This is a genomic window from Tautonia plasticadhaerens, assembly GCF_007752535.1.
In the GTDB taxonomy this organism is placed as follows: domain Bacteria; phylum Planctomycetota; class Planctomycetia; order Isosphaerales; family Isosphaeraceae; genus Tautonia; species Tautonia plasticadhaerens.
Genome location: NZ_CP036426.1, coordinates 5,273,656 through 5,297,902 on the forward strand (window position 1 = coordinate 5,273,656; position 24,247 = coordinate 5,297,902).

Annotated in this window: 25 protein-coding genes; 11 read left to right on the forward strand and 14 right to left on the reverse strand. The window is 67.6% G+C overall.

Annotated features, from left to right (window positions below):
• Positions 1-114 precede the first annotated feature (114 nt).
• Entirely contained in the window at positions 115-336 is a 222-nt protein-coding gene (locus tag ElP_RS21130; RefSeq protein ID WP_145272651.1) for a hypothetical protein, read from the reverse strand.
• A gap of 169 nt (positions 337-505) precedes the next feature.
• Between ElP_RS21130 and ElP_RS21135 the strand changes: the two genes are divergently transcribed.
• Positions 506-1,594 (forward strand): IS630 family transposase, encoded by a 1,089-nt coding sequence (locus tag ElP_RS21135; RefSeq protein ID WP_145272653.1) that lies wholly within the window; start codon positions 506-508, stop codon positions 1,592-1,594.
• Here the strand turns inward: ElP_RS21135 and ElP_RS21140 are convergent.
• The 3 genes from ElP_RS21140 to ElP_RS21150 form a co-directional block, all read right to left on the reverse strand.
• Positions 1,554-1,925, reverse strand: a complete 372-nt coding sequence (locus tag ElP_RS21140; RefSeq protein WP_145272656.1) for a class I SAM-dependent methyltransferase — start codon at positions 1,923-1,925, stop codon at positions 1,554-1,556. The two genes, ElP_RS21135 and ElP_RS21140, sit on opposite strands and share 41 nt — an antisense overlap.
• A gap of 34 nt (positions 1,926-1,959) precedes the next feature.
• Positions 1,960-2,508, reverse strand: a complete 549-nt coding sequence (locus ElP_RS21145) for a DinB family protein (RefSeq protein ID WP_197446249.1) — start codon at positions 2,506-2,508, stop codon at positions 1,960-1,962.
• Positions 2,509-2,588: 80 nt separating this feature from the next.
• Positions 2,589-3,458 carry a hypothetical protein gene (locus ElP_RS21150; RefSeq protein ID WP_145272662.1) on the reverse strand — a complete coding sequence of 290 codons (870 nt, stop codon included), beginning with the start codon at positions 3,456-3,458 and terminating at the stop codon, positions 2,589-2,591.
• 315 nt (positions 3,459-3,773) lie between these two features.
• Here ElP_RS21150 and ElP_RS38455 point away from each other — a divergent pair, with 315 nt between their 5' ends.
• Both ElP_RS38455 and ElP_RS21160 read left to right on the forward strand, forming a co-directional pair.
• Positions 3,774-4,466 carry a hypothetical protein gene (locus ElP_RS38455; RefSeq protein WP_197446250.1) on the forward strand — a complete coding sequence of 231 codons (693 nt, stop codon included), beginning with the start codon at positions 3,774-3,776 and terminating at the stop codon, positions 4,464-4,466.
• Positions 4,467-4,647: 181 nt separating this feature from the next.
• The gene (locus ElP_RS21160; protein WP_145272665.1) at positions 4,648-5,100 is read left to right on the forward strand and encodes a tetratricopeptide repeat protein; all 453 of its coding nucleotides are present in this window, start codon (positions 4,648-4,650) and stop codon (positions 5,098-5,100) included.
• 124 nt (positions 5,101-5,224) lie between these two features.
• Here ElP_RS21160 and ElP_RS21165 read toward each other — a convergent pair whose 3' ends face one another.
• The 3 genes from ElP_RS21165 to ElP_RS21175 all read right to left on the reverse strand — a co-directional run bounded on the left by ElP_RS21165 (position 5,225) and on the right by ElP_RS21175 (position 7,354).
• Entirely contained in the window at positions 5,225-5,995 is a 771-nt protein-coding gene (locus tag ElP_RS21165) for a hypothetical protein (protein ID WP_145272668.1), read from the reverse strand.
• Positions 5,996-6,027: 32 nt separating this feature from the next.
• Positions 6,028-6,711, reverse strand: coding sequence for a class I SAM-dependent methyltransferase (locus ElP_RS21170; RefSeq protein ID WP_197446251.1), 684 nt, complete (start codon positions 6,709-6,711; stop codon positions 6,028-6,030).
• Positions 6,712-6,802: 91 nt separating this feature from the next.
• Entirely contained in the window at positions 6,803-7,354 is a 552-nt protein-coding gene (locus tag ElP_RS21175) for a hypothetical protein (RefSeq protein ID WP_145272671.1), read from the reverse strand.
• 664 nt (positions 7,355-8,018) lie between these two features.
• Here ElP_RS21175 and ElP_RS21180 point away from each other — a divergent pair.
• Both ElP_RS21180 and ElP_RS21185 read left to right on the forward strand, forming a co-directional pair.
• A complete protein-coding gene (locus ElP_RS21180) occupies positions 8,019-8,270 on the forward strand; it encodes a hypothetical protein (protein WP_145272674.1) in 252 nt (83 codons plus the stop codon).
• Positions 8,271-8,385: 115 nt separating this feature from the next.
• A complete protein-coding gene (locus ElP_RS21185) occupies positions 8,386-9,390 on the forward strand; it encodes a hypothetical protein (protein WP_145272677.1) in 1,005 nt (334 codons plus the stop codon).
• 124 nt (positions 9,391-9,514) lie between these two features.
• On the opposite strand, the gene ElP_RS21190 is transcribed toward ElP_RS21185, so the two are convergent.
• From ElP_RS21190 to ElP_RS21205, 4 genes are all read right to left on the reverse strand, one after another.
• The gene (locus ElP_RS21190; protein WP_145272680.1) at positions 9,515-9,838 is read right to left on the reverse strand and encodes a hypothetical protein; all 324 of its coding nucleotides are present in this window, start codon (positions 9,836-9,838) and stop codon (positions 9,515-9,517) included.
• Positions 9,839-10,179: 341 nt separating this feature from the next.
• Entirely contained in the window at positions 10,180-10,617 is a 438-nt protein-coding gene (locus ElP_RS21195; protein WP_145272682.1) for a hypothetical protein, read from the reverse strand.
• A gap of 30 nt (positions 10,618-10,647) precedes the next feature.
• A complete protein-coding gene (locus tag ElP_RS21200; protein ID WP_145272683.1) occupies positions 10,648-10,893 on the reverse strand; it encodes a hypothetical protein in 246 nt (81 codons plus the stop codon).
• A 140-nt stretch (positions 10,894-11,033) separates the two neighbouring features.
• The gene (locus tag ElP_RS21205) at positions 11,034-11,231 is read right to left on the reverse strand and encodes a hypothetical protein (protein ID WP_145272684.1); all 198 of its coding nucleotides are present in this window, start codon (positions 11,229-11,231) and stop codon (positions 11,034-11,036) included.
• Between the two features lie 168 nt (positions 11,232-11,399).
• Between ElP_RS21205 and ElP_RS21210 the strand changes: the two genes are divergently transcribed.
• Positions 11,400-12,773, forward strand: a complete 1,374-nt coding sequence (locus tag ElP_RS21210; protein WP_145269655.1) for an IS701 family transposase — start codon at positions 11,400-11,402, stop codon at positions 12,771-12,773.
• A 127-nt stretch (positions 12,774-12,900) separates the two neighbouring features.
• On the opposite strand, the gene ElP_RS21215 is transcribed toward ElP_RS21210, so the two are convergent.
• Positions 12,901-13,920 (reverse strand): hypothetical protein, encoded by a 1,020-nt coding sequence (locus ElP_RS21215; protein WP_197446252.1) that lies wholly within the window; start codon positions 13,918-13,920, stop codon positions 12,901-12,903.
• Positions 13,921-14,503: 583 nt separating this feature from the next.
• On the opposite strand from ElP_RS21215, the gene ElP_RS21220 reads away from it, so the two are divergent.
• From ElP_RS21220 to ElP_RS21240, 5 genes are all read left to right on the forward strand, one after another.
• Entirely contained in the window at positions 14,504-15,865 is a 1,362-nt protein-coding gene (locus tag ElP_RS21220; protein WP_197446253.1) for a DUF1501 domain-containing protein, read from the forward strand.
• 371 nt (positions 15,866-16,236) lie between these two features.
• Positions 16,237-18,660, forward strand: coding sequence for a PSD1 and planctomycete cytochrome C domain-containing protein (locus ElP_RS21225; RefSeq protein ID WP_197446254.1), 2,424 nt, complete (start codon positions 16,237-16,239; stop codon positions 18,658-18,660).
• A gap of 4 nt (positions 18,661-18,664) precedes the next feature.
• Positions 18,665-20,086: a DUF1501 domain-containing protein gene (locus ElP_RS21230; protein WP_145272686.1), complete on the forward strand. Its 1,422-nt coding sequence runs from the start codon at positions 18,665-18,667 to the stop codon at positions 20,084-20,086.
• Between the two features lie 76 nt (positions 20,087-20,162).
• Positions 20,163-21,295, forward strand: a protein-coding gene (locus ElP_RS21235; protein WP_145268065.1) for an IS630 family transposase whose coding sequence is annotated in 2 segments (ribosomal slippage) — positions 20,163-20,601 and positions 20,601-21,295 — 1,134 coding nt in all. Because the reading frame shifts where the segments join, the coding sequence is not laid out codon by codon here.
• Between the two features lie 101 nt (positions 21,296-21,396).
• Entirely contained in the window at positions 21,397-21,762 is a 366-nt protein-coding gene (locus tag ElP_RS21240; protein WP_197446255.1) for a transposase domain-containing protein, read from the forward strand.
• Positions 21,763-22,249: 487 nt separating this feature from the next.
• Here ElP_RS21240 and ElP_RS21245 read toward each other — a convergent pair whose 3' ends face one another.
• Both ElP_RS21245 and ElP_RS21250 read right to left on the reverse strand, forming a co-directional pair.
• Positions 22,250-23,362, reverse strand: a complete 1,113-nt coding sequence (locus tag ElP_RS21245; protein WP_145272688.1) for a TIGR03032 family protein — start codon at positions 23,360-23,362, stop codon at positions 22,250-22,252.
• Between the two features lie 153 nt (positions 23,363-23,515).
• On the reverse strand, positions 23,516-24,205 hold the full coding sequence (locus tag ElP_RS21250; RefSeq protein WP_145272690.1) for a PEP-CTERM sorting domain-containing protein: 690 nt from the start codon (positions 24,203-24,205) through the stop codon (positions 23,516-23,518).
• Between the last annotated feature and the right edge of the window lie 42 nt (positions 24,206-24,247).

Sequence of the window (24,247 nt, forward strand, 5' to 3'; positions counted from 1 at the left end):
ACGGTCGATCACCATGCAGCGCCAGAAAGGGTCTGGAGAGTCACCTCCGTGGCGAATGACACAGCGCCCTCGCTCACCTGACCTGTCCACTCGACCTCTCGATAGCGACGCCTCTCAGCCCTCCAGATAGCGTTGGAGCGCCCCGGACTCCCATGCCCACGCTTCGGCGATCCGGTCGACGACCACTGGCCAGGTCTCGATGTAGCCGGCTCGGGGGTTGTGGCCCAGATCGAAGCACGTCAGCAGACGCCAAGCGACCTGGTTGTTGAAATGCTTGGGTACCCAGAAGTAGACCCCGGTTCGTGGCCTGGGGCGGCGCTTACGGCGTCTGTTCAAGGATACATTCCTCGTCCGAGGTTGGGTGAACCACGAAGGATCAAGTTCTCGCTCCAAAGGGCGGTGTCAGCGGTCCAACGTCCCCGTAGTGTCCTGAGTCGGAAATCCGTTGAATAACCTTGCGCCCTCGCCGTTCGCCCGGTAGAGTCTCCCCAAAGGAGACCCCAACATGGCGCGACCGCTGGCCGAGCTGGTCCTGAGCGACGACGAGCGGCAGACGTTGACGACCTGGGCGAGCCGCCCCGAGAGCACCCTGCGGCGCGCCACCCGCGCCCGCATCGTCCCGGCCTGCGCCGAGGGGCTGGAGAACGAGGCGGTCGCCGCCAGGCCCCGCGTCTGCTCGGCCACCGTTGGCACCCGGCGGCGGCGGTTCGTCGAGCGACGCCTGGAGGGGCTGGCCGACGAGCCCCGCCCCGGCGCGCCGCGCACGATCGCCGACGCCGACGTCGAGCGGGTCGTCACCGGGACGCTGGAGACCAAGCCCGAGTCGGCCACGCACTGGAGTACCCGCGGCATGGCCGAGGCCGCCGGCATGTCCCAGACGGCCGTCGGGCGGATCTGGCGCTCGTTCGGGCTGAAGCCGCACCTCCGCGAGACCTCCAAGCTCTCGACCGACCCGTTCTTCGTCGCGAAGGTCCGCGACGTCGTCGGGCTGTACATGAGCCCGCCGGAGCGGGCGATCGCCCTGTGCGTCGACGAGAAGAGCCAGGTCCAGGCCCTGGGCCGGACCCAGCCGCTGCTGCCGATGACGCCGGGGCAGGCCGGGCGGCCTACCCACGACTACGTCCGCAACGGGACCACATCGCTGTTCGCGGCCCCGAACGTGGCTACCGGCGAGGTGATCGGTCGGTGCCACCGGAGGCACCGCGCGAAGGGGTTCCTGCGGTTCCTGGACGAGGTCCACGCCCGCGTCCCGCGCGAGCCGGGCGTGGAGGTCCACCTGGTGCTGGACCACTACGCGACCCACGAGACGCCGGCGGTGGAGCGATGGTTCCTGCGGCCCCCTGAGTACCACCCGCACTTCACTCCGACCCGCAGCTCTTGGCTGAACCCGGTCGGGCGGTTCTTCGCGGAGATCACCGAGACGCGGATCCGACGCGGCGTGTTCCGCAGCGTGGCGGCGTTGGAGGCGGCGATCCGAGGGTACCTGGAGCACCACAACGCGGACCCCAAGCCGTTCGTGTGGGCCGCAGACGCCGACCTGATCCCCAACCGCATCAAGCGGGTTTGTAAACGGACTTCCGACTCGGGACACTAGGTCGCCGGGTCGTATACCTCAAAGGACCAGACGCCCGCCCGCCTGAGACGGATCGGGCGGGCGTCCAGGCCGAGTCGAGGACCAGGATCTGTCGGTACCCCTGCGAGACGACGCTCGCCAGGGCGTCGTCGAAGTGTCTCGTCCGCAGCCGGACCATCTCCTCGACGAACGGGGAGGGGCGGGCGACCTCCTCGGCCCGGATCAGCACGTCCCGGCCGAGGTACATGCGGGCCACGTCGTCGTAATAGAGCGGCTCAGCGGACTTGCCCTCGCCGACCCGGAAGGCGGCGATCAGGAACGCCGAGCCCCGGATGCCGGTCACCGTCGCCATCACGATCCGCCTCCCGATCCGAGAGCCAATCGGTTCAAGACTTCGGGTCCGGCCGAGGGGGGACGCCCGCAGGCTGCATGTAGGCGTACCGCTCGCCCAACTGCTGGCGGGTCAGTTGCACAATCTCCTGCGTGTGCCCTCCGAGGTGCGTCAGCGTCTGGAGCACGATCGTCAGGACCGGCCGCTCGACCGCCCCGGCCAGCAGCCCGTAGCGTCGGGTCTCGCCCAGCCGATCGGCGGAGAGCCCCGCCAGCACCCCATCGGCACGCCCGACGGCCTCCTCGAACCGCCGGATCAGGTCCTCCTTCGGGATCGGCCCCCGCTCGGTGAACTCGCCGAGTCGGTCCCGGTCGTCGGGCTCGCCGCCGATGACCGAGCCGAACCGCTGCCCCAGGTTGCCGGCCAGGTGGAGCAGCAGGTTGCCGACGCTGTTCATCCCCTCCCGAGGACGCCACCAGACCTGGCCGTCGTCGAGTTGGGCCAGGCAGTGCCGGATGGTCCCGGCGCTGGCGTCGAGTTGCCGGCGTGCCTCGGCGATGAACTCGTCCCCGAGCATGGACATCCGATCCGACCCATCGTCCATCGCTCCCTCTCCATCCACTTCGAACGTCGTCCCCGAACGGACCCGGTCAAGGCGAGTCGATCGTTCGCCCCGGAGGCACGTCAAGTCAAGCCGGCGGTCCCATCGACCAACTCTCGGCACTCTTCGCACGCATCGTGACGCAACTCCTCGGCCAGCCATGAGGGGACGACACCCTGTCGAAGCAGCAGTCGGGCGGCGTCGGCCCGGCAATTCCCGCACGGGGTCTCGGCATAGGCGACGACCCCGAGCCGGGAGCCGTCGGCTTCCGGGTTGGACTCCAGGACATCGACGACTTCCATCATCAGCCAGTGACGCTCGTCCTCGTCCCCCGACAATTCGATCGCCTCCAGCAACCGATGCTCGTCGCCCCGCCGGTAGTTCCGGACGAACAGCCCGAGCACCGAGCCGTCCCGCACGCCGCCCTCAAGTCCGGCGAGGGCGAACTCCCGGACGCTGGGATGCTCGACCTGCTGGAGGGCCAGGTACGCCCTGCGCCTCACCTCGGCGACCTCGTGCCGGGCCAGCCCGATAAGGCGGTCGTCGAACCGGGGGAGTGCACGCTTCGTGAATACCCTGAGGAGGTTGGCGATGACCCTGGGCTCCCGGGCCGCCCCGAGGTGGCGGAGGACCGCCTCCAGGTCCTGTTCGTCGGCGTGCATCCCCCAGCCACGGAAGAGCCCGTAGCCCGAGTCTCCCGCCTCGGCGGCCGAGATGATCTCGCCGACGGAGATCGACCGCATCCGCTCCCGTTGCGACGGGCGTCGATCGTGCCCGGACCTCTTCGCCTCCTGACTCGCCCAGCCGTCTCGGAAGCGGACGATCGACCCGTCCCCCGGTCTGCCCATCAGGTCCTCGACCCGATCCCACCCGAGGCGTTCGACGGCATCCTCGACGAGGCTCGTGTCGTCCCAATCCCAGTCGCCCCCGCCCAGGAGCCGGGCACCCCGCACCCTTGCTGCGAAGAGGAACCCCTCCTCGCCGTCGAGTCGGATGACCTGATCCTCCCCGAGCCAGGGGAGGTCGGCGATCGGCTTCCGCTCGACGATCTCGTGCAGGAGCGCCCGGAACGTGTCGTCGCCGGACTCGGCGTAGCGGGCGGCGAGCGTGCAAAGCTGATACTCGGTCCCCGCTTGCGGCAGGAAAGCAGTGTCGACCCGGCTCGGTCTCTACGGGGCCTAGATGGACACGCCGGAGCGGCCCTCCGGCGGCGGCAACGAGACGTTCGTCGCCTGGGTTGCGGCGTGTAACAGGATTGGGACGGGCGAATGTCCAGAGGATCGAGGCGGCAGGGGCGGTTGCTGCTCGGGAGCGAAGCCGAATGGCGTTCCTGCACGGACCCGTTCCGGATGCTCGACACGCTGCGGGGGAAGGCGAGCGACCGGAAGTTCCGGCTCTTCGCCGCTGCGTGCTACCGGCGGCTCGCCGAACTGCTCCCCGACCCCCGCCAGCGACGGGGCATCGAGGTGATCGAGGCAATGGCGGAGGGCACCGTCGCCGAGGCCGATCGCCGGAGGGTCATGGTCGAGGTACGGCGGGCGATCCCCCCGGACGATTGGGAAGCCAGGATCGACGGGGCGGCTCCCAGCGACCATCCGCATTACGTCGCCCTGATGCTGTACCGGGAGTTCTGCTCATCGTCGACTGCGGTCCACGCCGTCCACGCATCGGCCGGGATGGCGGACGGGGACAGGGAACGACACGAGCAGTCCCGACTGATGCGCTGCATCTTCGGCAACCCCTTCCGGTCACCCGCCCTCGACCCGACCTGGCTGACGCCCGACGTGGTCTCGCTCGCCGGAACGATCTACGACGAGCGGGCCTTCGACCTGATGCCGATCCTGGGAGATGCTCTCGCAGCCGCCGGATGTGCCGACGACGACCTCCAGGGCCATTGCCGATTACCCGGCGAGCATGCCCGTGGGTGCTGGGTGGTCGATGCAATCCTCGGCAAGTCGTGAGGGGCAGGTCGCCATGCAACAGCGGACATGGTCGCCCCTGCCGGGCCTAGCTCACCATCGTGATGAATGGATTGAGGCGGCTCTTGCGACGGCCCGTCCGCACGGGCGAGCGATGCTGACCCCATTGCCCACCAGTGGTCGGATCGTTCCGGACTGACCGTGCCCACGCCGAGGATGACCGATGTCCGGAGACCATGACGACCTGGATGCCGAAGTTCGACGCCTCCTCGGCGAGGGCGACGACCTTCTCGAAGAGGACCGTTCCGAGGGGGCGCTGGCCCGCTACCACGCTGCCTGGGAGCGACTGCCCGAGCCCAGGACGGACCATCCGGTCGCCCTGGACATCCTGGCTGCGGACGGTAACTCCCATTTCTTCCGGAGCGACTACGCCGCCGCCCGAGACGCCCTGATGACGGCGATGACCTTCGGCGGGGCGGTCGACAACCCATACCTGCGGCTGCGCCTCGGCCAGTGCCTCTTCGAGGCGGGCGACGAGCGGGAGGCCGCCAACTGGCTCGCTGGGGCGTACCTGCTCGAAGGGTCGAAGCTCTTCGTCGACGAGGACCCGAAGTACCTGGAGTTCATCCGGTCGCAGTTACAGCCGCCTCCGGGAGGCTGGCCCGAGGGCTGGTAGGGGCGACCCTTCGATCGAGGGGGCGACACTCATCATCCCAGCGCCATGATCGAGGCCGAGATGGGACGCAAGAATGGCTCGGTTATCGACTCGGGCGGGTCCAATCCCGGTCGAAGGCGAAGCGTTAGTAGAAGTCCCCGACTTCGTAGAAGCGCAGTCCGAGTGCTCGTGTCAGAGTGCAAAGGAGTTCCTCGGTGGCCCGGATCGGCCAGCCCTCCCTGGGGGAGCCCTTGCCGCAGTCGATCACCACGGCGAAACGATACGTGGCCCCACCCGCCCGTTCGCCGACCTCGCCCGTGCGACCGTCCCGGACCCGAGCGACCAACTCCTGGGGTCGGAAGGGCCTCCCGCACGCCGGGCAGGAACGGCTGATGCGGGCGTCGAAGTAGACCGGGGGCTTCCAGGACTCCCCTGGCTCGTCCGGCTCGTAATACTCAAGGGATCGCCCACATGGACATGCCACGTCCGGGAACGGGTCGATCCCCTCGGAGTGATGGTAGACATAGTCCCCCGCCATGCGGAGTTCCAGGTCGTAGTAGGGGTCGAATAGCTCGGGGACGGGCGTGAGCGGGTACTTCAGCCCCGATCGCTCGTGGCTCTCGACCATCCAGATGAGCTTGTAATCTCGCTCCCCGAGGTGGGCGATGTCCCGCTCGGAGACGGGGCAGGGAAGCGGGCCAAACTCTCCCGTCCCGGAGTGGAGCAGGCAGCCGGTCCCCTTGGTGTGCTCGTAGTAGGTGAAGTCGTCGTCGGACTTCTTCTCGTATTCATCCGATCTCGACTCGGCGACGAAGCCTCCTTCGAGCAGGGCGTCGACCAGGCGGATGAGATCCTCCGTGCCGGGCTTGAATGAGTTGTCCTCAGGGATCAGGTAGTGCACGTACTCGACGCCCATGGGAGCCTCTCGGACCAACCGGTCCTGTCGCTTCAGCCCGCCTCGTACCACGAGTCCACGGCAGACTGCCCGGTGTAATTCGGTCCCGCTCGATCGTCCGCTCCCAGGTATCGGAACGGCAAATCCACCATCCGCATGCCCCGGCAAGCGACCAGCCGACGCTTGCGGTCGTACTGCAGTCCCGCCCGACGCATCTCGGCGACGATCTTCCGACCGCCGGGTCTGCCATCGCCGAGCTTCAGGTTGGTGAGGTCCAGATTGGCGACGAGCAGCCCGTCCTCGACCAGCCAGGAGCAGGCACGGGCGATCAGCCCCAGCTTGTTGCCGACGTAATGCAGCCCGTGGACGCTGGTGACCAGGTCGAAGGACCGCTCGGGACGCCAGGTAGTCAGGGACGCCTCGATCAGGCTGAGGCAGGTCAATCTCGGATCGGGCTCGTCGAACATCCCGACCAGGTCCACGCCGACGATCTCGACATCCAGCCCCTCGCCGTGGACCTGCCGGGCCGCCTGGATTAGCGCCCTGCCGGTCCCGCAGCAGAGGTCCAGCCAGGCGGCAGGGCGTCCAGCCCCGAGCCGCTCCCGCAGGAAGTCGAGCGGGTCGAGACCGAGTTCCCGGCCGTAGCCGTTGGTGCCGAGCAGGTCCCGCTCCCGGTTCATCCGGCAGTTGGCGACGACCGCCGAGCGCTCCAATTTGTCGTCGGGGAGGAGGTCCACCGGACTTCCCTCGAAGTATGTTCCGGTTCGGCCGGGCAATGCGGGGCTCCCTGGATGACCACACTCCGCCAAACCTCACGCCTCAGTCGGATCAGGCCGAGCGGATCATCCCCAGCACCACCAGGGTCGAGAGCACGGTCATCAGCAGCACGTAGAACCAGAGGAGCACGGCGAGGGCGACTCCGGAAGCGCCTGCGATCGCCGAACATCCGACCCGCTCACGGTCCTTGACGACGCTCTTCCCTGCGGATTTGGGCAGAAACACAGTCCTCGCCCTCGGCGACCACAACAGGGCGTAGAGGAGGTCGCAGGACACCACCGACGTGGCGGACAGGGCGACTAATCCTCCGGCTTCGATCCGACCCCTGAGGACGGGATCGAAGCCGCCCACGAGCAGCACCCAGCCCCCTGCGACCAGCGGGATCGGCAGCGCCGCCACGCACGTCAGCAGCCACCTCGCCCACCTCCGCAGGAGGAACAGACCCCAGGACGCCCAGGCGGCGACAAGCGCCAGGGAGAGGACGCTCGACATCCGGGCGACCCAGCGGCGCCGCATCCACGGCTCGATCCCTCGGGCCTCGAACGAGTCCGGTCCCCCGAGTTGCGACAGGGTGCCGAGGCCGAACGACAGGAGCACGAGCACCGCCCCGAGGAGCCCGATCAGCCCGCCGAGCCGGAGGGTCCTCGCACGCCGGAGACGGCGTCGGAGGTCCGCCTCATCGTCTCCGGGTTCATGCCCATGGGGCGTACGTCCGTGGACGGCCATCGGGGCGGCGAAAGGGTTGTCCTCCGGTCGTCCGCCCCCCTCGGTTCGGCTGCCTTGCGACACGATGGCCCTCCGTCCCTGTCCCGATCGCTTACGATGGTCAGCCTGCGTTGCTACCCCCGAACCCGGTTTCCCCATCCGAGGAGTCGATTCGCCCCTGGAGCCGAGCCTCCCGAGCTTCGAGGCACCTCGGGCAGTACCACGGGGCGGGCGTCTTGACCGGCTTCGGGCTCCTCTTTCGGCAGACGGCGCACAGATACCGCTTGCCCTTGAAGGTGGTCTTCGGGCGGTTCCGCTTCCCACTTCGGGTTACGCTACGTGGCATTTGCTCCACTCCTCTCGAACAGAAGCTCCAATAAGCAGACCCGCTCTTTCGGCTACCGGTTCATCCAGCGATCGGCGACATCTCCAGACCGCTCCAGGATCGCACCAGGAAGCGGCCTCGTCATCCGCTGCGAGCCGATCTTCCCTCCGCCCGAATACTATACGTTTGAAAATCAGTGGTCGTGCGCCCATGATCCGGCTCAAGGAGGGTCGGATCATGATCGTCGAGGTCGACTCACGGCTCGTCGGGACGTTCCTCGGCTATGCACCGGGGGCGGTCCATCGCCTGGACGACGGCAGCGAGTGGGAGCAGGTCGGCAACGTCAAGGAATACGTCTACCGGGAGCGACCGGCGTGCCGCATCCTCCAGGATCAGGACCGGCTATTCCTCGACGTGGAGGGCACGAGCGGCATCGCCGAGGTTCGACAATTCCACGGCAAGAGGTGGTCGGGGGCGGGGGCGTATTGAGCGGTCGAGTCGCTCAATCGTCGCCGGGAGCCGTCCGTTATCGTGCCGAGTTGCCCGTGCACCGACGGGGCGGACCTAGACTCCTCCGGGACGGATATAACGGGGGACCGCCGCCATGTCACTCCTGAAGCGACTCCTCGCCTCGTTCGCCCGGCTGTTCTGGAAAGCCTGCTTGATCTTCTCTGCTTCTGCCTGCTCGTACGTGGTCGTGCGGGAACCGCATCTCCTCCTGGTGGTCGCCAAGGGTACCGTCGGGATCATCGGCCTGGTTGCCCTCTACGTTGCCTCCTTCGTCGCCCTCCTCTGCGTGATGGCGCTGATCTGGTCCGGGTGCACCCTCGGGTACCGGGTCTACTGCAAGCGGATCGGCAGGGACCCGGCCGGATACCAGTGCCCGACATGCGGCGAGTGGGAACTATGCGTCAGCTACATGCACGAGGGATACCCGTTCTGGGTAACCTACTTCGCCTGTCGCCGTTGCGGCGAGCGATGTTCCCAATGTGGGTCCGACAAGCCTGACACCAAGCCCGCATACAAAAGCATGAGGTGGGATCGCAGCTTCCTGCCGGAGGAGGAGTTGCGAGCGATCGACGGCTCAGGGACGCCGGGAGGGTCAGGTGGCTCGCCGGGGCGTGGCCCCAGATTCCTCTCCGACCGCTCGACCAGGCCCTGCGCTCGATGTGGCGAGCATCAGCTCGCATCCTATAATTCCGAGCAGGTCAGCCCCCTCCCGATCAACTATTACCAGTGCTCCGCCTGCGGTGCGTGGTTCTCCGAGGGCCGATCCGGGACGTACGAGGACGGGCTCAGGCTGGAGGAGAAGAACCCGGAGAACGTCGAACGGGAGCGGCAAGAGAAGCTGGACTCGCTGAAGAGATCGACGAAGACCTCCTACGGATACCGGCCCTGCCGCAGTTGCGGGGAGCGGGCGCTCGAAGCGGTCGACTGGATGGCCGAGGGCGTGGACACCGACGAGCCCATCGTCATCAACATCTACCGCTGCTCGGCCTGCGAAGCTCGGTTCAGCGAGCGGAAGCCGGCAGGCATCGGCATCGGCCAGGTCGAGCGGATCACTCCGCCCGTTGCGGCTCAGCAGGTGCCGGCGGGAACCCGGCCATGACCCGTCCGGGTGCCTTCGGGAGGCGGGACGGCACCTCGGCCGTTCCCGACCGCTCCCGGAAGCCAACCCCTCGCCCGCCCGGTAACGAGACCCCCGCCGAAGGTCCGAGGCCCTCCCCTCTCCATCACCGTGCCCCGTCCCCGGACGGGCTCGGATCGAACGGCTCGTCCCTGAGCCACCGCTCCCTCGCCGGGTGTCGGGACACGGCGACCCGAAGCTGGCCCTCCAGGGCGGATGATCCGGTGGCAACCGCTTTTCCCCGGTCGGGGCGGCAGGATCGCAGGTGCTCGCCCCAGAGCCGCTCCAGTTCCTCGGACCCCTCCCGGACCTGGATGCCCGAGGCGGGGGTGGACCAGTTGACCGAGGCGAGCGGGCCGACCTTGAGCGATTCCACGAGCAGGATGTCGTCCGCCTCGGGGTCGAGGATGTGCTCGAACCGAACGTCCACGTATAGGGCCGTGTCGCCGCCTGCCCGTCGCTCCTCGCTGTAGTGAGGGGCTTAGTAGGTCGTGGAAGTAGCCCAACCCGCCGCCATGATCCCCCTCGGGTCGGCCCCTGCCGCAGCAGGAAGAGCCGGTCACCTGGACAGATACGCTTCGTGTTCCCGCAACTCCAGCGGTCCTCGACCCGTTGCCCGGCGGCTGTTCGGGCCACCTGGTCCCTCAGGTCGTGCCAGGGCCAGTTCTCGGGGTTCCAGGTCAGGAGATAGATGTGCAAATTGGGCTCGGTGGTCACGACCTGTTCCATGAGTTTCGGGACCCTCGGTAGTCGCTTGCCAACTTCGCCGGGTCAGTCCCAGTCTGCCTCATCGACGTTATGCCAGAGGTCGTTTAAGTCGTCGAGCCCGCCGTAGTCGGTCCAATTTGACATCCCCCCCTGGCAGGCCGCCCCTCGCCCGGAACCGGGGAAGTACATGTAGTGGGTTGCCTCGGGCTCGGTGTGCCATATGCCGTATTCCACATGCGTCTCCGTGCCCTTTGCGAATGCCTCTCTCGCTTCTTCATTCTGATCGCCGGGGATGTTGAGATCGTGCCCCATCTCGACGATGGTCTCCGGGGTGAGGGTGTATCGATGCGCTATCGGCATCACGAACTTATGTTGGTCTTCGTCGTCGTCGATCTCCAAGGCGGACCAGTCCCGCCTGGGACTCAGTGACCAATCCTCGTGCTGTTCCCGGTATGTTTCCGTGGGCGGGTACTCGTCCAGCGGTGCGACCTGCTCCTCCATCCTGGTGCCAGGGGGCAGGTGATCGACGATTCACCGCAGCGACCCCTGGTACGCTGTATCGATGTTGGGGTAGGAGAAAATCTGGTCACGGAGCCATTCGGTCGCTTGTGCCTCGTCGAGATCGATGTGACTGCGACCCTGTTGCCTCCTAATCTCGACCAGGTAGCTGCCGTCGTCAAGCAGATAGAGTTCCTGCTCCACGGACTTGAAGTCGAAGGGGTGTACGTCGATGCGACACGTATTGGCGATGAGGGTGCGGGTCGTCGTGTCGGACATCGGATAGGTCTCCTTAAGCTGCGAGGGGCAATCTGTTGTGAGGTATATCACCCCAGATGAACGCATTTTTTTGCCGGGCTGATGCCCGGCTAACAGATCATACGACGGATTGGCGGGATGCGACTCTGTGTCGCAAAAAATCAACCCTCGTTCTCGTTGTCGTCGGCGACGTGCCAACCGGCACGCCAGTCCCTTACCGCTTCCCTCATAACCTCCGTAATCTCGTGCTCGTGCTCAATGATGATTTCCATAGCTCGACCCTGATCGAGTCCCTCGTCATCGCAGAGGACCCGACCAGCCCATAGGCGGATCGCCTGGATGACCTCGTGCTCCTGCATAGGGTCATCGGATAAAATCCGCCTCTTCGTTTGAGCCATTAATCAGTAGTTTCCCCGAAAACCTGCACTCCTACCGGCCTCCTGTTGCATCTTGAGCGGGGCATCTCCCGATCGGACCTTGATGGGTTGATCACCACCTCATCCGGTCCCGCACCAGGAGATGCCCCGATGACCGACGCTACGCTGCTCTGGTCGATCTGGCAAGCACTGCTCGCCCGCTTCGCCTGGGCCTTCAACCGGCCCGGACACCGCCGCTTCGTCGAGTGGGTCACCGGCCTGGCCCTCAACGTCGAGGAGCATACCGTCACGCAGTCGGTCCTGGCCCTCGACCGGCCGGCCGACTGGCGGGCGATGGAACGCTTCGCCGAGTACGGGGCCTGGGATGCCGGGGCCGTCACCCGCAGCCTGACCCGGCTCGTCGAGCAGGCCCCCGGCCGCACCTGGCACGGCTATCACGCCCCGGCGGTCGATGACACCAAGGTCCACCGCTCGGGCAAGCACGTCTGGGGAACCTGCACGTTCCACGAGTACACCGCCCGCTGCCCCAACCGGGCCGCCACCGTCCGGGCCCATAACTGGGTCGTGCTCGGGGCCTTGCTCGATGAGCCCGGTCGGCCCGCCTGGTTCCTGCCGGTCTCGGGACGGCTCTACTTCCGCAAGTCGCAACTGCCGGCCCGGTCGGGGTTCGTCGGGCCGAAGGTGGGCTTCCGCACGAAGTGCGAACTGGCCGTGGAACTGATCCGGGAGCAGGCCCGGATCACCGGCGGGCGGCACCTGGCCGTCTTCGACGGCGGCTACGCCCTGAAGAGCGTGATCCGGCCGCTGGTCACGCCCGAGGGCGACTCGCCCCGCATCGAGTTCCTGACCCGGCTGCGGCACGACGCCCGGCTGCACGCCCCGCCGCCGACCGGACGCCGCGAGGGGCAGCGGGGGCCGATGCCGAAGTGGGGCAAGAAGCTGGAGCCGCCCCGCCGGGGCGGCCGGTGGTCCGGGCCGTGGCACGAGGGGCACGCCCTGGTCTACGGCCGGCGGCGGCGGGTCCGCTGGAAGGAGGTCGTCGGCCGGTGGCGGGTGGCCGGCCATGGGGTGCCCATCAAGGCGGTCGTCGCCTGCGTCGAGGGGTACAAGAAGCGGTTCGCCCTGGTCACCTCGGCCGTGGAGTTGACCGGGCTTCAGATGGTCGAGTTGTTCGCCGCCCGCTTCCGGCAGGAGGACGGATTTCGAGACCTAAAGCAGCGGTTGGGATGGGAGCAGTGCCGGGCCTGGACGAGGAAGCCGATCGAGCGGACGAGCCAGGCCCAGTGGGTGACGATGAGCCTGCTGCGGCTGGCCCAGTTCCGGCTGGAGGCGGCCGGCGAGGTGGGCTGGTGGTTCCGGCCGCCGTGGAACCGCAAGAAGGACCGGCCGAGCGTGCTCGATGTCGAACGACTGCTGCGACGGCACGGCCCGGAAATCCGGCGGCTCCTGTCGGAATGGCTGGGAGAAGGGCGGGAGGACGGTTCGAGGCGGTCGTGCGGCGGGGTCGGCGGGGTCGGCGGGTAGCGATCCGACGCCGACGGGCGTTCGAGGCGGGAAATCCGGGGCCGACCGAGCCACCTCACGGTGCGGGTAGCGGGGAGACGCTACGCACCGCCGGAGATGGGGTGGAGTGATTCGGGGAAACTACTGTCTAGAGTGGGAGGGCAGGATTTGGCGCGTGGGGATAGTCGACCGGTGCGTAGCGGATTGCCAGCTCGGGCGTCTCAAGCCTCCGGCCCCCCTCGAACCGGGAGGTCAGGGCGCGGTCGAGGATCCCCGCCGTGAGCAACGTCCGCTCGACGGGATAGGTCGGAGTCCCGCCGAGGATCATCCGCTCGATGGCCTGCAGGAGGAAGGCGAAGTGGGGATAGTGGGGCTCGGTCCGCTCCTCGGCCCGCGTGGCGAGCGGCCGGTCGTGGCCCTCGAGCCGGACAGCGACCCGGCATCCGGTCACGACTCCGGGCAGCATGAGGACGGTCCCCTGGAATCCGTCGTTGTATTCGAAGAGGAACAGGACCGAGTCCTCGCCGGAGAAGGACATCGGGTCGAAGTTCGCCGCCTCGGGCGGGACCCTCAGGGCCGCCTCGAGCAGGTCGGTCCGGACCCGACTGCGAGCGATGGCCTGCCCGATGGCCGCACCGCCGAGGCATTCGACCGAGCGGACGCCGACCTCGCCGCCCCTCCTCCGCTCCACGAACGCCTGGTAGAGTTCCAGTGTATGGATCCCGTAAATGTCCAGGCCGGAGTAACCGACGCCGAGTGCGGCCTCGAGCTCACAGTCCATCGGCAGCGAGAGATCCGGGGACCGGAAGCTCAACGGCAGCGACGACCCGGCCATGAACGGGATGGCCAACCTTCGAGCCGTCTCGTACATCCAGATCGCATCCTCCCAGGTCGGCCCAAGGTGCTTGTCGCTGAAGACCGGCACGACGCGGCCGCAACGCTCGAAGGTGCCCGCGATCTGCTCGAAGAAGCGGCGTCGCGGGTAGAGATGCTGCCCCTTCTCGTTGTACGGATAGTCGCCATGTTCGCCGACGCTCAGCACCCCTTCGACGACGATCTGCCCGGTCCCGAGCGTGAGTGCGTCCTCGATCGTGGGGACGATGGGCACGCCATGCTTCGCGGCCAGTTCCAGACCGAGGTCCCCCTCGGCCGACTGGTCGAGGTACATCGCCGACAGCGTGAGCGCCGGCCCCGGCCCCCCGTCGTGCCGTCAACCTTCCAGGATCCGACCGACGAGGACGTCCGCATGAAGACCGCGCGTATACCTCGTCACCACGGCGGCGACAGGCCGCCGCTCTCCCTGCTTGGCCCGACGCGCGGCCGCTCCGGCGGCGTTACCGGCCCAGAACGCGCCACCGGCCGAAGCCCCCATGGACAGGATCGCATCACGCCGCGTCATCGGTGTACTGGGATTCATGGCGTTTTCTTCAGCGTGCGAACTTTGATATTCTAAATCGATGGCGATGTGTCGCCTCGCGACGAGAGCGTCCCGGACTCGGTCACGGATACCCATCCTAACCGGCCCGTGGGACGTCATGAAGCCATGGCCGAATGTGACCGGCGCTCGCAGGGCTGCGTCAACGGGCGGTTCGCGCCCGTCATGGGCAGTGACCCGCGCGGACGGGAGTCCTTTGGGCGTCCGGCTCGAACGCTGTAGGCTGATCGCCTGAGAGACAGATACCATTGCGGAGGGTTGCCGCTGTAGCCAATCCGACTGGTCGAATCCGGGCACGGGTCGAGGGAGAAGCACCATGCCGTTGATGAAGTGTCGCGGGCAGCAGAGCCGTCGAGACGTGCTGAGGGTCGGCTCGCTGGCACTCGGCGGATTGGGGCTGCCCGGCCTCCTGTCGGCCCGAGAAGTCTCGGGTCGGGGCGGGTGCGAGACGGCGGTCATCGTCCTCTTCCTGCACGGGGGCGCGAGCCAGCTCGAGACGTTCGACCTGAAGCCCGAGGCGCCGGACGGGATACGGAGCGTCATTAGGCCCATCCGCTCGGCCGTGCCCGGCATGGACCTCTGCGAGCATCTGTCGGGCTTGGCCCGGATCTCGGACCGCTTCACGCTCATCCGTTCCCTGAACCATGCGATGAGCGTGCATTCCGACGGCCAGATCGAGGTCATGACGGGTAAGGCCCCGACCAAGGTCGACCCCACCAGCCAATCCAGGGGGGACCATCCCGACCTCGGACACATCACGAGCCACCTCCGGGGCCTGCATCCGGAGGGGATGCCCCGCTACGTGGCGATCCCGAGCGCCCTCTACGCGACCCGGCCGACCTACCTCGGGCCGGGGCACGCCCCCTTCACCGTCTCCGATCCGTCCCGCGATGGGTTCGATCCGCTCAAGGTCGCCATCGACGGCGGGGCCCGATCGTTGGAAGATCGTCGTGGGTTGCTGCGACAACTCGATGTTCTTCGACGCGGCGTCGACCGCCCGGCGTCCTGGGACGCGATGGATCGCTATCAGGCCCAGGCGTTCACCCTGTTGACCAGCTCCCGCGTGGCCGAGGCATTCGACCTCGACCGCGAAGACGCCGGGCTCCGAGACCGCAATGGCCGCCACCGCTGGGGCCAGGGCTGCCTCCTGGCCCGTCGGCTCGTCGAAGCGGAGACCTCAATCGTCTCGTTATTCATCGATACCCCCCAGGACGGCCCCGTGTTCACCAACTGGGACGACCACCCAGGCAACGCCGGGCGTCCCGGCCACTTCGCCGACTACTTGCGGCGCCGGCTCGCATACCTCGACCAGGCGCTCTCGACCCTCGTCGCGGACATCGCCGCTCGGGGGCTCGATCGCCGCGTCCTCGTGGTCGTGACCGGGGAATTCGGCCGGACGCCCCGGATCCGATCGGGACCACCGGACGGCAGCCAGGGCCGAGACCACTGGCCCCAGGCGTACAGCGCCCTCGTTGCCGGCGGAGGCCTGAGGATGGGCCAAGTTGTGGGGGAGACCGACTCCGAGGCCGCCTATCCCCGGGAGCGTCCCGTCTCGCCGCAGGATCTCCTGGCGACCGTTTACCGCCACCTCGAGATCGACACGGGACACGTCTTCCGGGACCACCTGGATCGACCGTTCCCGATCCTCTCGGAGGGTCGGCCGATCGCCGAACTGTGATGACGTCCTCCTGAGACTTCGCCCGGAAGTTGCCCCGGTAGGCCTTGGGGCGGACGACTCGCTTCGGCTGTCCGACAGTCGTGACTGCCGAGCGGATCGAGAGGTCGCCTCGTTCAACTTGTCCCATAGGTTTGGCGCCACCTCCCGTCGCCAGGATCGTGTGAAACAATTGCCGGAGCGGTCACACCGGATGTATAATCGCGCGAAATTGCACGTCCGGGTCGACCGATTCGCCCTCGTTCATGCCGCTGGCTCGAGGCGAGAGGACCGTCATGCGACTCCGATCACCGACACCGATATGGATCTGCGCAGTCTTCTCCTTCGCGGGCGTCTCCACGTCGCGCGGCGCGGCTCATGCCGCGGACGAGGGCATGACCTACTTCGAGACGCACATCCGACCCCTCCTGGCGGGGCGATGTTACGCATGTCATTCAGAGGGTGCGAAGAAGTCCAAGGGTGGGCTGCTCCTGGATCGCAGCGAGGGGTGGTCGTCGGGCGGCTCGAGCGGCCCGGCCGTCATCCCGGGGGACGTGGAGGCGAGCCTGTTGATCGAGGCCGTCCGATACACCGCACCGGGCCTGCAGATGCCGCCGAATGAGCCCCTGCCGCCCGACGAGATCGAGCGATTGGAACAGTGGGTGCGAATGGGAGCGCCCGCCCCCCGGCAGGACACGGTTTCCGGCATCACGCCTCGAGACGATCCTTCGGATCCGATCGCCGGCCGGGACCATTGGGCGTTCCGCCCGCTGACCGAGCCGCAGCCGCCCGCCGTCGGCATGGCCGACTGGCCTCGATCTGCCATCGACTCCTTCGTGCTGGCGCGACTTGAATCGGCGAAATTAAGGCCGGCACCCGATGCGGATCGCCGCACGCTCGTGCGTCGCGTTTACTTTCAGTTGATCGGCTTACCGCCGACGCCTCGTCAGGTCTCGGCGTTCCTCGTGGATGATCGGCCCGACGCCCTGGAGCGGCTGGTCGACACGCTCTTGAATTCGCCCCAATTCGGCGAGCGCTGGGGGCGGCACTGGCTGGACCTGGCCCGCTACGCCGATTCCAACGGCCTGGACGAGAATTTCCTGTATCGCGAGGCGTGGCGCTACCGCAATTGGGTGATCGACGCGGTGAACGCGGACATACCGTTCGACCGATTCGCGCTGGAACAGATTGCCGGAGACCTGCTCCCGTACAATTCGATCGAGCAACGAGACCGCCAGCGGATCGCAGCGGGGTTCCTCGTCATCGGCCCGAAAGTCCTCCTGGGAGTCGACCCGGAGGCGCAGCGGATGGATGTCGCCGACGAGCAACTCGACACGATCGGCCGCACGTTCCTCGGCCAGACCATCGGCTGCGCCCGCTGTCACGATCACAAGTTCGACCCGATCCCCACGGCGGACTATTACGCACTCGCGGGCATCCTCACGTCGACAGAGGTCATGGAACGTCGCTACATGCTCGGGGAGCAGCGAGTGATGGAGCGGCTCGTGGGCCTCGGCCCCGACGGAGTTGATTCGAACGCGGCCTATGAGCGATACTGGCGCGATCGACCGGGGATGTTGGAAAGACGTGAGGATGCCAGGTCCGCGCTGAAGCTGCTGCGGGATGACGATGCGGCCGTCCTGGAGGCGTTCTCGGGCGAGCACGCAGACGCCGTCGCCGAGGGCGCGATCGATCCGGGTCGGCCGATCGAGGCGCGCATCGAAGCCCAGGAGGCGTTGCTCGCCGAGTTGGACTCGGCAATCGATTCGCCCCCGGTGATCCCGCCCCGAGCGATGATCCCGAGCGATCGCCGGGAGCCGGCCGACGAACACATCCGCCTCGCTGGACAGAGCGACCGGCCGGGTGAATCGGTCCCCCGAGGCTTCCCACGCGTGATCAGCGAGGCGGCCGCGGCGATCCCGGGGGAGCAGAGCGGACGCCTTGAGCTAGGCTTCTGGCTCACCGATCGGGAACGCGGCGCGGGCCGGCTCACCGCCCGGGTCCTCGCCAACCGCGTCTGGCATCACCTCATCGGGACCGGCATCGTCCGGACCGCCGACAACTTCGGCCGCACCGGTGAAGCACCCAGCCACCCGGAGCTGCTCGACCACCTGGCCGGCCAGCTCATCGACTCGGGATGGTCGATCAAGAGTCTGGTCCGGCAGATCATCCTGAGCCGGACATTTGCGATGAGCAGCGATCACGACGAGTCCGGGCACGCGATCGACCCGGAGAACCGGCTGCTCTGGCGTGCGCACCGCCGGCGACTCGGCCCGGAATCGTTGCGGGATGCCATGCTGTCGGTGGCCGGAGGGCTCGATCTCACGCCGATGGACTCCACGGTCTGGTATCTCGGAGATCAGGCCACCTCGGTGGGGGACAACAAGAACCGTCGGCGCACGGACTTCCCCTGCCGGAGCGTGTACCTGCCGGTCATCCGGAACGACCTGCCGGAAGTGTTCGACGTCTTCAACTTCGCCGATCCGCACGCGACGACCGGGATGCGACCCCGGACGATGGTCGCGACCCAGGGCCTGTTCCTCCTGAATGACGACTCGGTCATGGACGCCGCCGAGGCGACCGCCCGACGTCTACTCGCGGAGGAGGCCTCGAGCGACCCGGAAGCTCTCGCCATAAGTCTGTTCGAACGCGTCCTCAACACGCGAGCGACCGAGGAGGATCGGGACGCGCTGCTGACATTCGTCCACGAGATGGAGACCCGTCCGATCGCCTCTGGTGGGCCGGTTCCGCGGCTCCAGGCGTGGTCGATGGCATGCCACGCTCTATTCGCCTCAAGTCGATTCCAGATGCTGGAGTAATTGAATGCGGTGCAATCAATTCACTCGGGTGGTGTCGCGTCGCCAGATGCTCGGCGCGAGCGGCTGCGGGATCGGGCAAGTCGCGCTGGCGGCGTTGCTCGGGCAACATACCCGGGCGGAATCGGATCCGAGGCGCCATTCCACCCTGGCACCGAAGCCTCTCCATTTCCCGGCCCGCGCAAGGCGGATCATCTTCCTGTTCATGTGGGGCGGACCGAGTCACGTCGATCTGTTCGACCCGAAACCTCGCCTGAAAACCGAGTCCGGCAAGCCGCTCTCCGGGAAGTCAGTCGGCAGCGATCGCGACGATCTCGGTGAACTGCTCGATTCGCCCTTCCGCTTCGCCCGACACGGCGAGAGCGGACTCTGGATCAGCGAATTGTTCCCGCACCTGGCCCGGCACGCCGACCGGCTGTGCGTCATCAACTCGATGCACACCGAGGGGAGCGCCCACGGCGAGGCGTTGTTGCGGCTCCACACCGGCCAGGCGAATCTCGTGAGGCCGAGCGTCGGATCCTGGGTCAGCTACGGGCTGGGCTGCGAGAACGAGGACCTGCCGGCCTTCATCACAATCTCGCCGCCGAGGGGTCACGGCGGCGTCCAGAACTATGGCAACGCGTTCCTGCCGGCCGTGCATCAGGGGACGGCGATCGGGTCGGCCGAGATCCCCATCTCCGAGTCCAAGGTCTCGAATCTCGCCAACTCCCAATTGAATCCGGGCGAGCAGCGGGAACAACTCGACCTGATCCAATCGTTGAACGCCCATCACCTGCGCGAAGCGACCGTCGACCCCCAGATCGAAGGGCTCATCGCCAGCTACGAACTGGCGTTCCGGATGCAGTCGACGATGCCCCGGATCATGAGCCTCGACGACGAGTCGAAGTCCACCCTCGACCTCTACGGGATCGGCTCTGAACCGACGGATAATTTCGGCCGTCAATGTTTGTTGGCGCGTAAGTTCTCGGAGCTTGGCGTGCGCTATATCCAGGTCTCGACGAACTACACCTGGGATCACCATCAGAAGGTCCACGAGGGACACGTGGCCGAGTCGGCGAAGGTCGACCGCCCGATCGCCGGCCTGCTCGGAGACCTCGCCCAACGCGGACTCCTGGAGGACACCCTGGTCCTCTGGGGCGCCGAGTTCGGCCGGACGCCGATGGCCGAGAACGGAGACGGCCGCAATCACCATCCGGGGGCGTTCACGATGTGGATGGCCGGCGGTGGGGTGCGTGGAGGGCTGGCCTATGGGAAGACCGACGACTTCGGCTATGCGCCGGTCGAGAATCCCGTCCACATGCACGACCTCCACGCGACGCTGCTCCATGCCCTGGGCCTGGATCACGAGCGATTGACGTATCGACATGCCGGCCGCGACTTCCGATTGACGGACGTTCACGGGAATGTTGTGCGTGAGATCCTGGCCTAGTGGTCGGCCACTGACGACTTGAGGGATGGGCTGCAATCGGTTCTCCTGGAGCCCTAACCGCTTCAGGAGCATCGACATGAAGAAGTACATCGTGACGCTCACCGCCGACGAACGCCAGGCCCTCCTCGATCTCATCTCCGCCGGCAAGGCCTCCGCTCTGAAACTGGCCCATGCCCGCATCCTCCTCAAGGCTGATGCCGCCGAGGGCGGGCCCGCCTGGCCCGACGACCGCATCGCCGAGGCCGTCGAGGTCTCTGTCGCCACCATCGAGCGGGTCCGCCAGCGGTTCGTCGAGCAGGGCCTGGAGGCCGCCCTGGTCCGCAAGACGCAGGCCCGTCCCAGCCGCCAGCGGGCCCTCGACGGCCGGGCCGAGGCGAAGTTGATCGCCCTGGCCTGCTCGGAGCCCCCCGACGGCCGCAAGGCCTGGACGATGCGATTGCTGGCCGACAAGCTCGTCGAGTTGGAGATCGTCCCCTCGATCTCCGACGAGACGGTGCGCCGCTCTTTGAAAAAAGCGAACTGAGGCCGCATCTGAAGCAGCAGTGGTGCATCCCGCCGGAGGCGAACGCCGAGTTCGTGGCGGCGATGGAGGACGTGCTGGAGGTCTACCACCGGCCCTACGACGAGACGCGACCGCTGGTCTGCCTCGACGAGGCGAGCAAGCAACTGATCGGCGAGACGGTCGTGCCGATCCCGGCAGCGCCAGGGCGGCTCGAGCGGTTCGATCACGAATACGTCCGCAACGGGACGGCCAACCTGTTCATGGTGACGATGCCGCTGCTGGGGTGGCGTGCGGTCCACGTCACCGAGCGTCGGACGGCGTTGGACTTCGCCGAGGTGGTGCGTTGGCTGGTGGAGGAGGTGCACGAGGAGGCGGAGAAGGTCGTGCTGGTGATGGACAACCTGAACACGCACAAGATCGCCTCGCTGTACGAGGCGTTCCCGCCGGAGCGGGCCCGTCGGATCGCCGGGAAGTTGGAGATCCACCACACGCCGAAGCACGGGAGTTGGCTGAACATGGCGGAGATCGAGCTGTCGGTGCTGGCGAGGCAGTGCCTGGACCGGCGGATCGGGTCGAGCGAGGAACTGAAGCGGGAGGTCGCGGCGTGGGAGGAGGACCGCAACGAGCGGATGGTGGGCATTCGGTGGCAGTTCACCACGGCGGATGCCCGGATCAAACTGCACCGACTATACCCGGCAACTCAATAGCGGACGACCACTAGGCCCAATGCCCCGGAGATCGCTGTAACACCATGGCCCTTTGGCATTCTGAGGTTGCTTACCCGCCCCCAGAACCCGAGAAGGCCCCGATGTGTCTCACGCCGCGCGGATGGGACGACCCGGCCGCCGACCCGATCGCCTACATCCGCGGTTTGGAGCAACGGATCCCCGAGGCCCGCCTCACCGCCATCCTCTCAAGGACCGGACGCCAGTCGGGGCGCCGCCTGCCGGCCGACTGCGTCTCCTGGCTGGTCATTGCCATGGCGTTGTTCACCGCCGTCCACACGGCGGTCGGTAACACCTCGGAGGCCCGATCCCAGAGCCAGGCGATGGCCCCATCCCGGCGACTGCACCGCAACTCATGCCGGATCAGCTCGATGTCATCTTCGGCCAAGACGGTGCAGAAGACGACCGACTCGGGCCGAGACCAGGCAGCGAAAACCTCGTCGAACTGATCCGTCGGGGACAATCTCCTCGAGGATGAGGCGGGCGAGCCCGTCGGCCCGAAGGGAGCCCAAATTGGCTCTCATTGGCCGGTCATCGCATGGCCGAGGGTCGAAGTCAACCGGCCGAGGCGATCGGTATGAGCCCGTCAGCGATTCGAGCGCACGATTCTAGACATCGCCTATGAATGGCGCCGCTGCGTCTTCAATGACAGACCACGCACCGCTCAGATCAATATGGCTTTCGGCACGGCTCGCCGTGCGGACAAACCGGTGTAGCCCGCTTCGGTGTGGTCGCCCGAGGGTACCTTCGATCAACCGCCCTCGGCGTTTCGGACCGAAGCACGCAACATGGCGTAAACCCAGAGCCGAGGAGATATACCGCGAACCGGAAGGAGTACTGTTCGGCAGTCCAGATGCGTGCTTCCTGCGCAGGAAGACGCACCGTGCAGCCGCGAGACCGAGCCGCTACAGGGGCCTCGGTCGCCGAACGACCGGCTCAGCCGACGGTTGTCGCGGCCACGTCGGCCATGTCGGCCTCGGGCAGGACGTAGGCGTGCTTCAGCAGGTCGACCGTCTCGTTGAGCAGCTCCGGCTGCCGCCGGCCGGCCAGCACGCGGATGGCGAAGATCTCCTGCACCCCGCTCGTGAATTTGAAGGCGACGACCTGCCCCGTCTCCAGGTGCACGGCATAGACGCCGCAGGTCCGCTCCTCCAGCCGGTCTGCCAGCGGGATGCCGCTGAAGACGGCGCTCTCGCGCACCTGGGACAGGCCCACGAAGGCGATCGGCCCGGCGATGTCGATCCCGCGGGTGAAGCCGGGCAGCCGGCAGAGGGCCTCGTAGCGGCCGGCGTCGGGGTCGACGACGCCGATCGAGCCGTCGCCGCTCTCCAGCAGCCACAGGCGCCCGGCGTGCAGGCGGGGCGAGTGGGGCATCGACAGCCCCGCGACCACGATCTCGCCCGAGGGGATGTCCATCAGCACCCCGCCCCGTGCCTTGTCCGATCGCCAGCCGGCGGCCGCGTCGGAGGTGCCCAGGGCCGTGGCGTAGCGGGGCGCCCCGTCGACCAGGGACAGGCCGTTGAGGTGGCAGCGGTCCTCCGGGGCCAGCGCCGAGACGAAGGGCGGCCGCCAGCGCGGGGCGAAGCTGCAGTCGGCCCGGAGGGTGCAGAGGCAGCTGAAGCGGGTGTTGATCAGCCAGAGGGCGCCGTCGGGGGCGTACTCCATCTCGTGGACGTCGATGTCGCCGGTGACGTGCGAGCGGCGGGGCAGGTAGCAGGCGTCGTGGCGGCCGGGGGGATCGACCTTGGCGGCCACCGCCGGCACGTCGCGGAACTCCCAGACCTGCACCCCGCAGCCGACGGCCAGGCGGTCGCCGAGGGTGGCCATGCCCATGGGGCGGTCGAAGGAGCGGAAGTGGGTGTTGAGGCGGTCCCCCTCGGATCGGACGAAGACGAGGCGGCCGGCCTGGTAGGTGGTGAGGGCCAGGGAGACGCCCAGCTCGTCGAGCAGGGCGGGGAAGTTGGCAGTGTGGACGCTGGCCAGCGGCTCGGGGTTCTGGACCCCGGCGGGGGCGATCGGGCTGGCGGGGATGGGGTCGGTCTCGCTCATGGGGTGTCTGACCTCCTCGGCGGTGCGGGGGTCCGGACCGTAGCCGGTCCGGCTCTCGTGCGGGATCGGGGCGTCGCGTCCCCGGGGCCCCGATCGGTGCGGTGCGACCCGGGTGGCCGGGTCGCACCGCCGTCCGCCTCATTGTCGCATCGATCACGATCTCAATCGCGATCGATCGGGTGCCGGGCGCCGGACGCGGGCCTCGCGCCTCGCAGCCAGGCCTACGGCCGCAAGGCCCGCCGAGAGGAGCGCAAGGCCCGACGGCTCGGGGACGACGCTGACGATGCCCGGGCCCGCGAACCGGATGGGGATCGGATCGAGGGCGGCATCCAGGAACGACGAACGCGCGTCGAGCAAGTCGACGACCACGCGGAAGCGATCGCCGATGATCGGCGTATCGGCCATCGAGCCGGTCAGTTGCAGTCGGGTCAGGAGCGTCGGCGTCATCGGCACGAGCACGCCCGAGCCGCTGAGGGTGCCGTCGCCGCCGATGTAGGTGTCCGACGGGTTTGGCTCATCGGCCAGCGTGCCGGCGATGCCCCCGGCGAAGACTGAGTCGCCGGCGAAGAGGTAGGAGGGGTCGGAGAGCTGGCCGTCGGTCTGCGAGCCGGGCCCCGGGGCGACGAACACCAGCCGGCGGCCGCCGGGGACGCCCTCGAGCCGGACGACGATCGAGAAGAGGTCCAGCGCGGCGACGCCGTCGCCGGCGACGAGGACGTCGACGACGGCCGAGCCGCCCGGAGTGAGCGTGGCGTCGGTCACCGAGACGATCAGCTCGGCGCGTGCGGTCGCGGCGACGAGGCCGAGGAAGAGGACGAGGATGGAGAGGACGCGGGGGGCCATGGGGCGGTTCTCCCGGATGTCTGACAAGGGGAGGTACGAGGG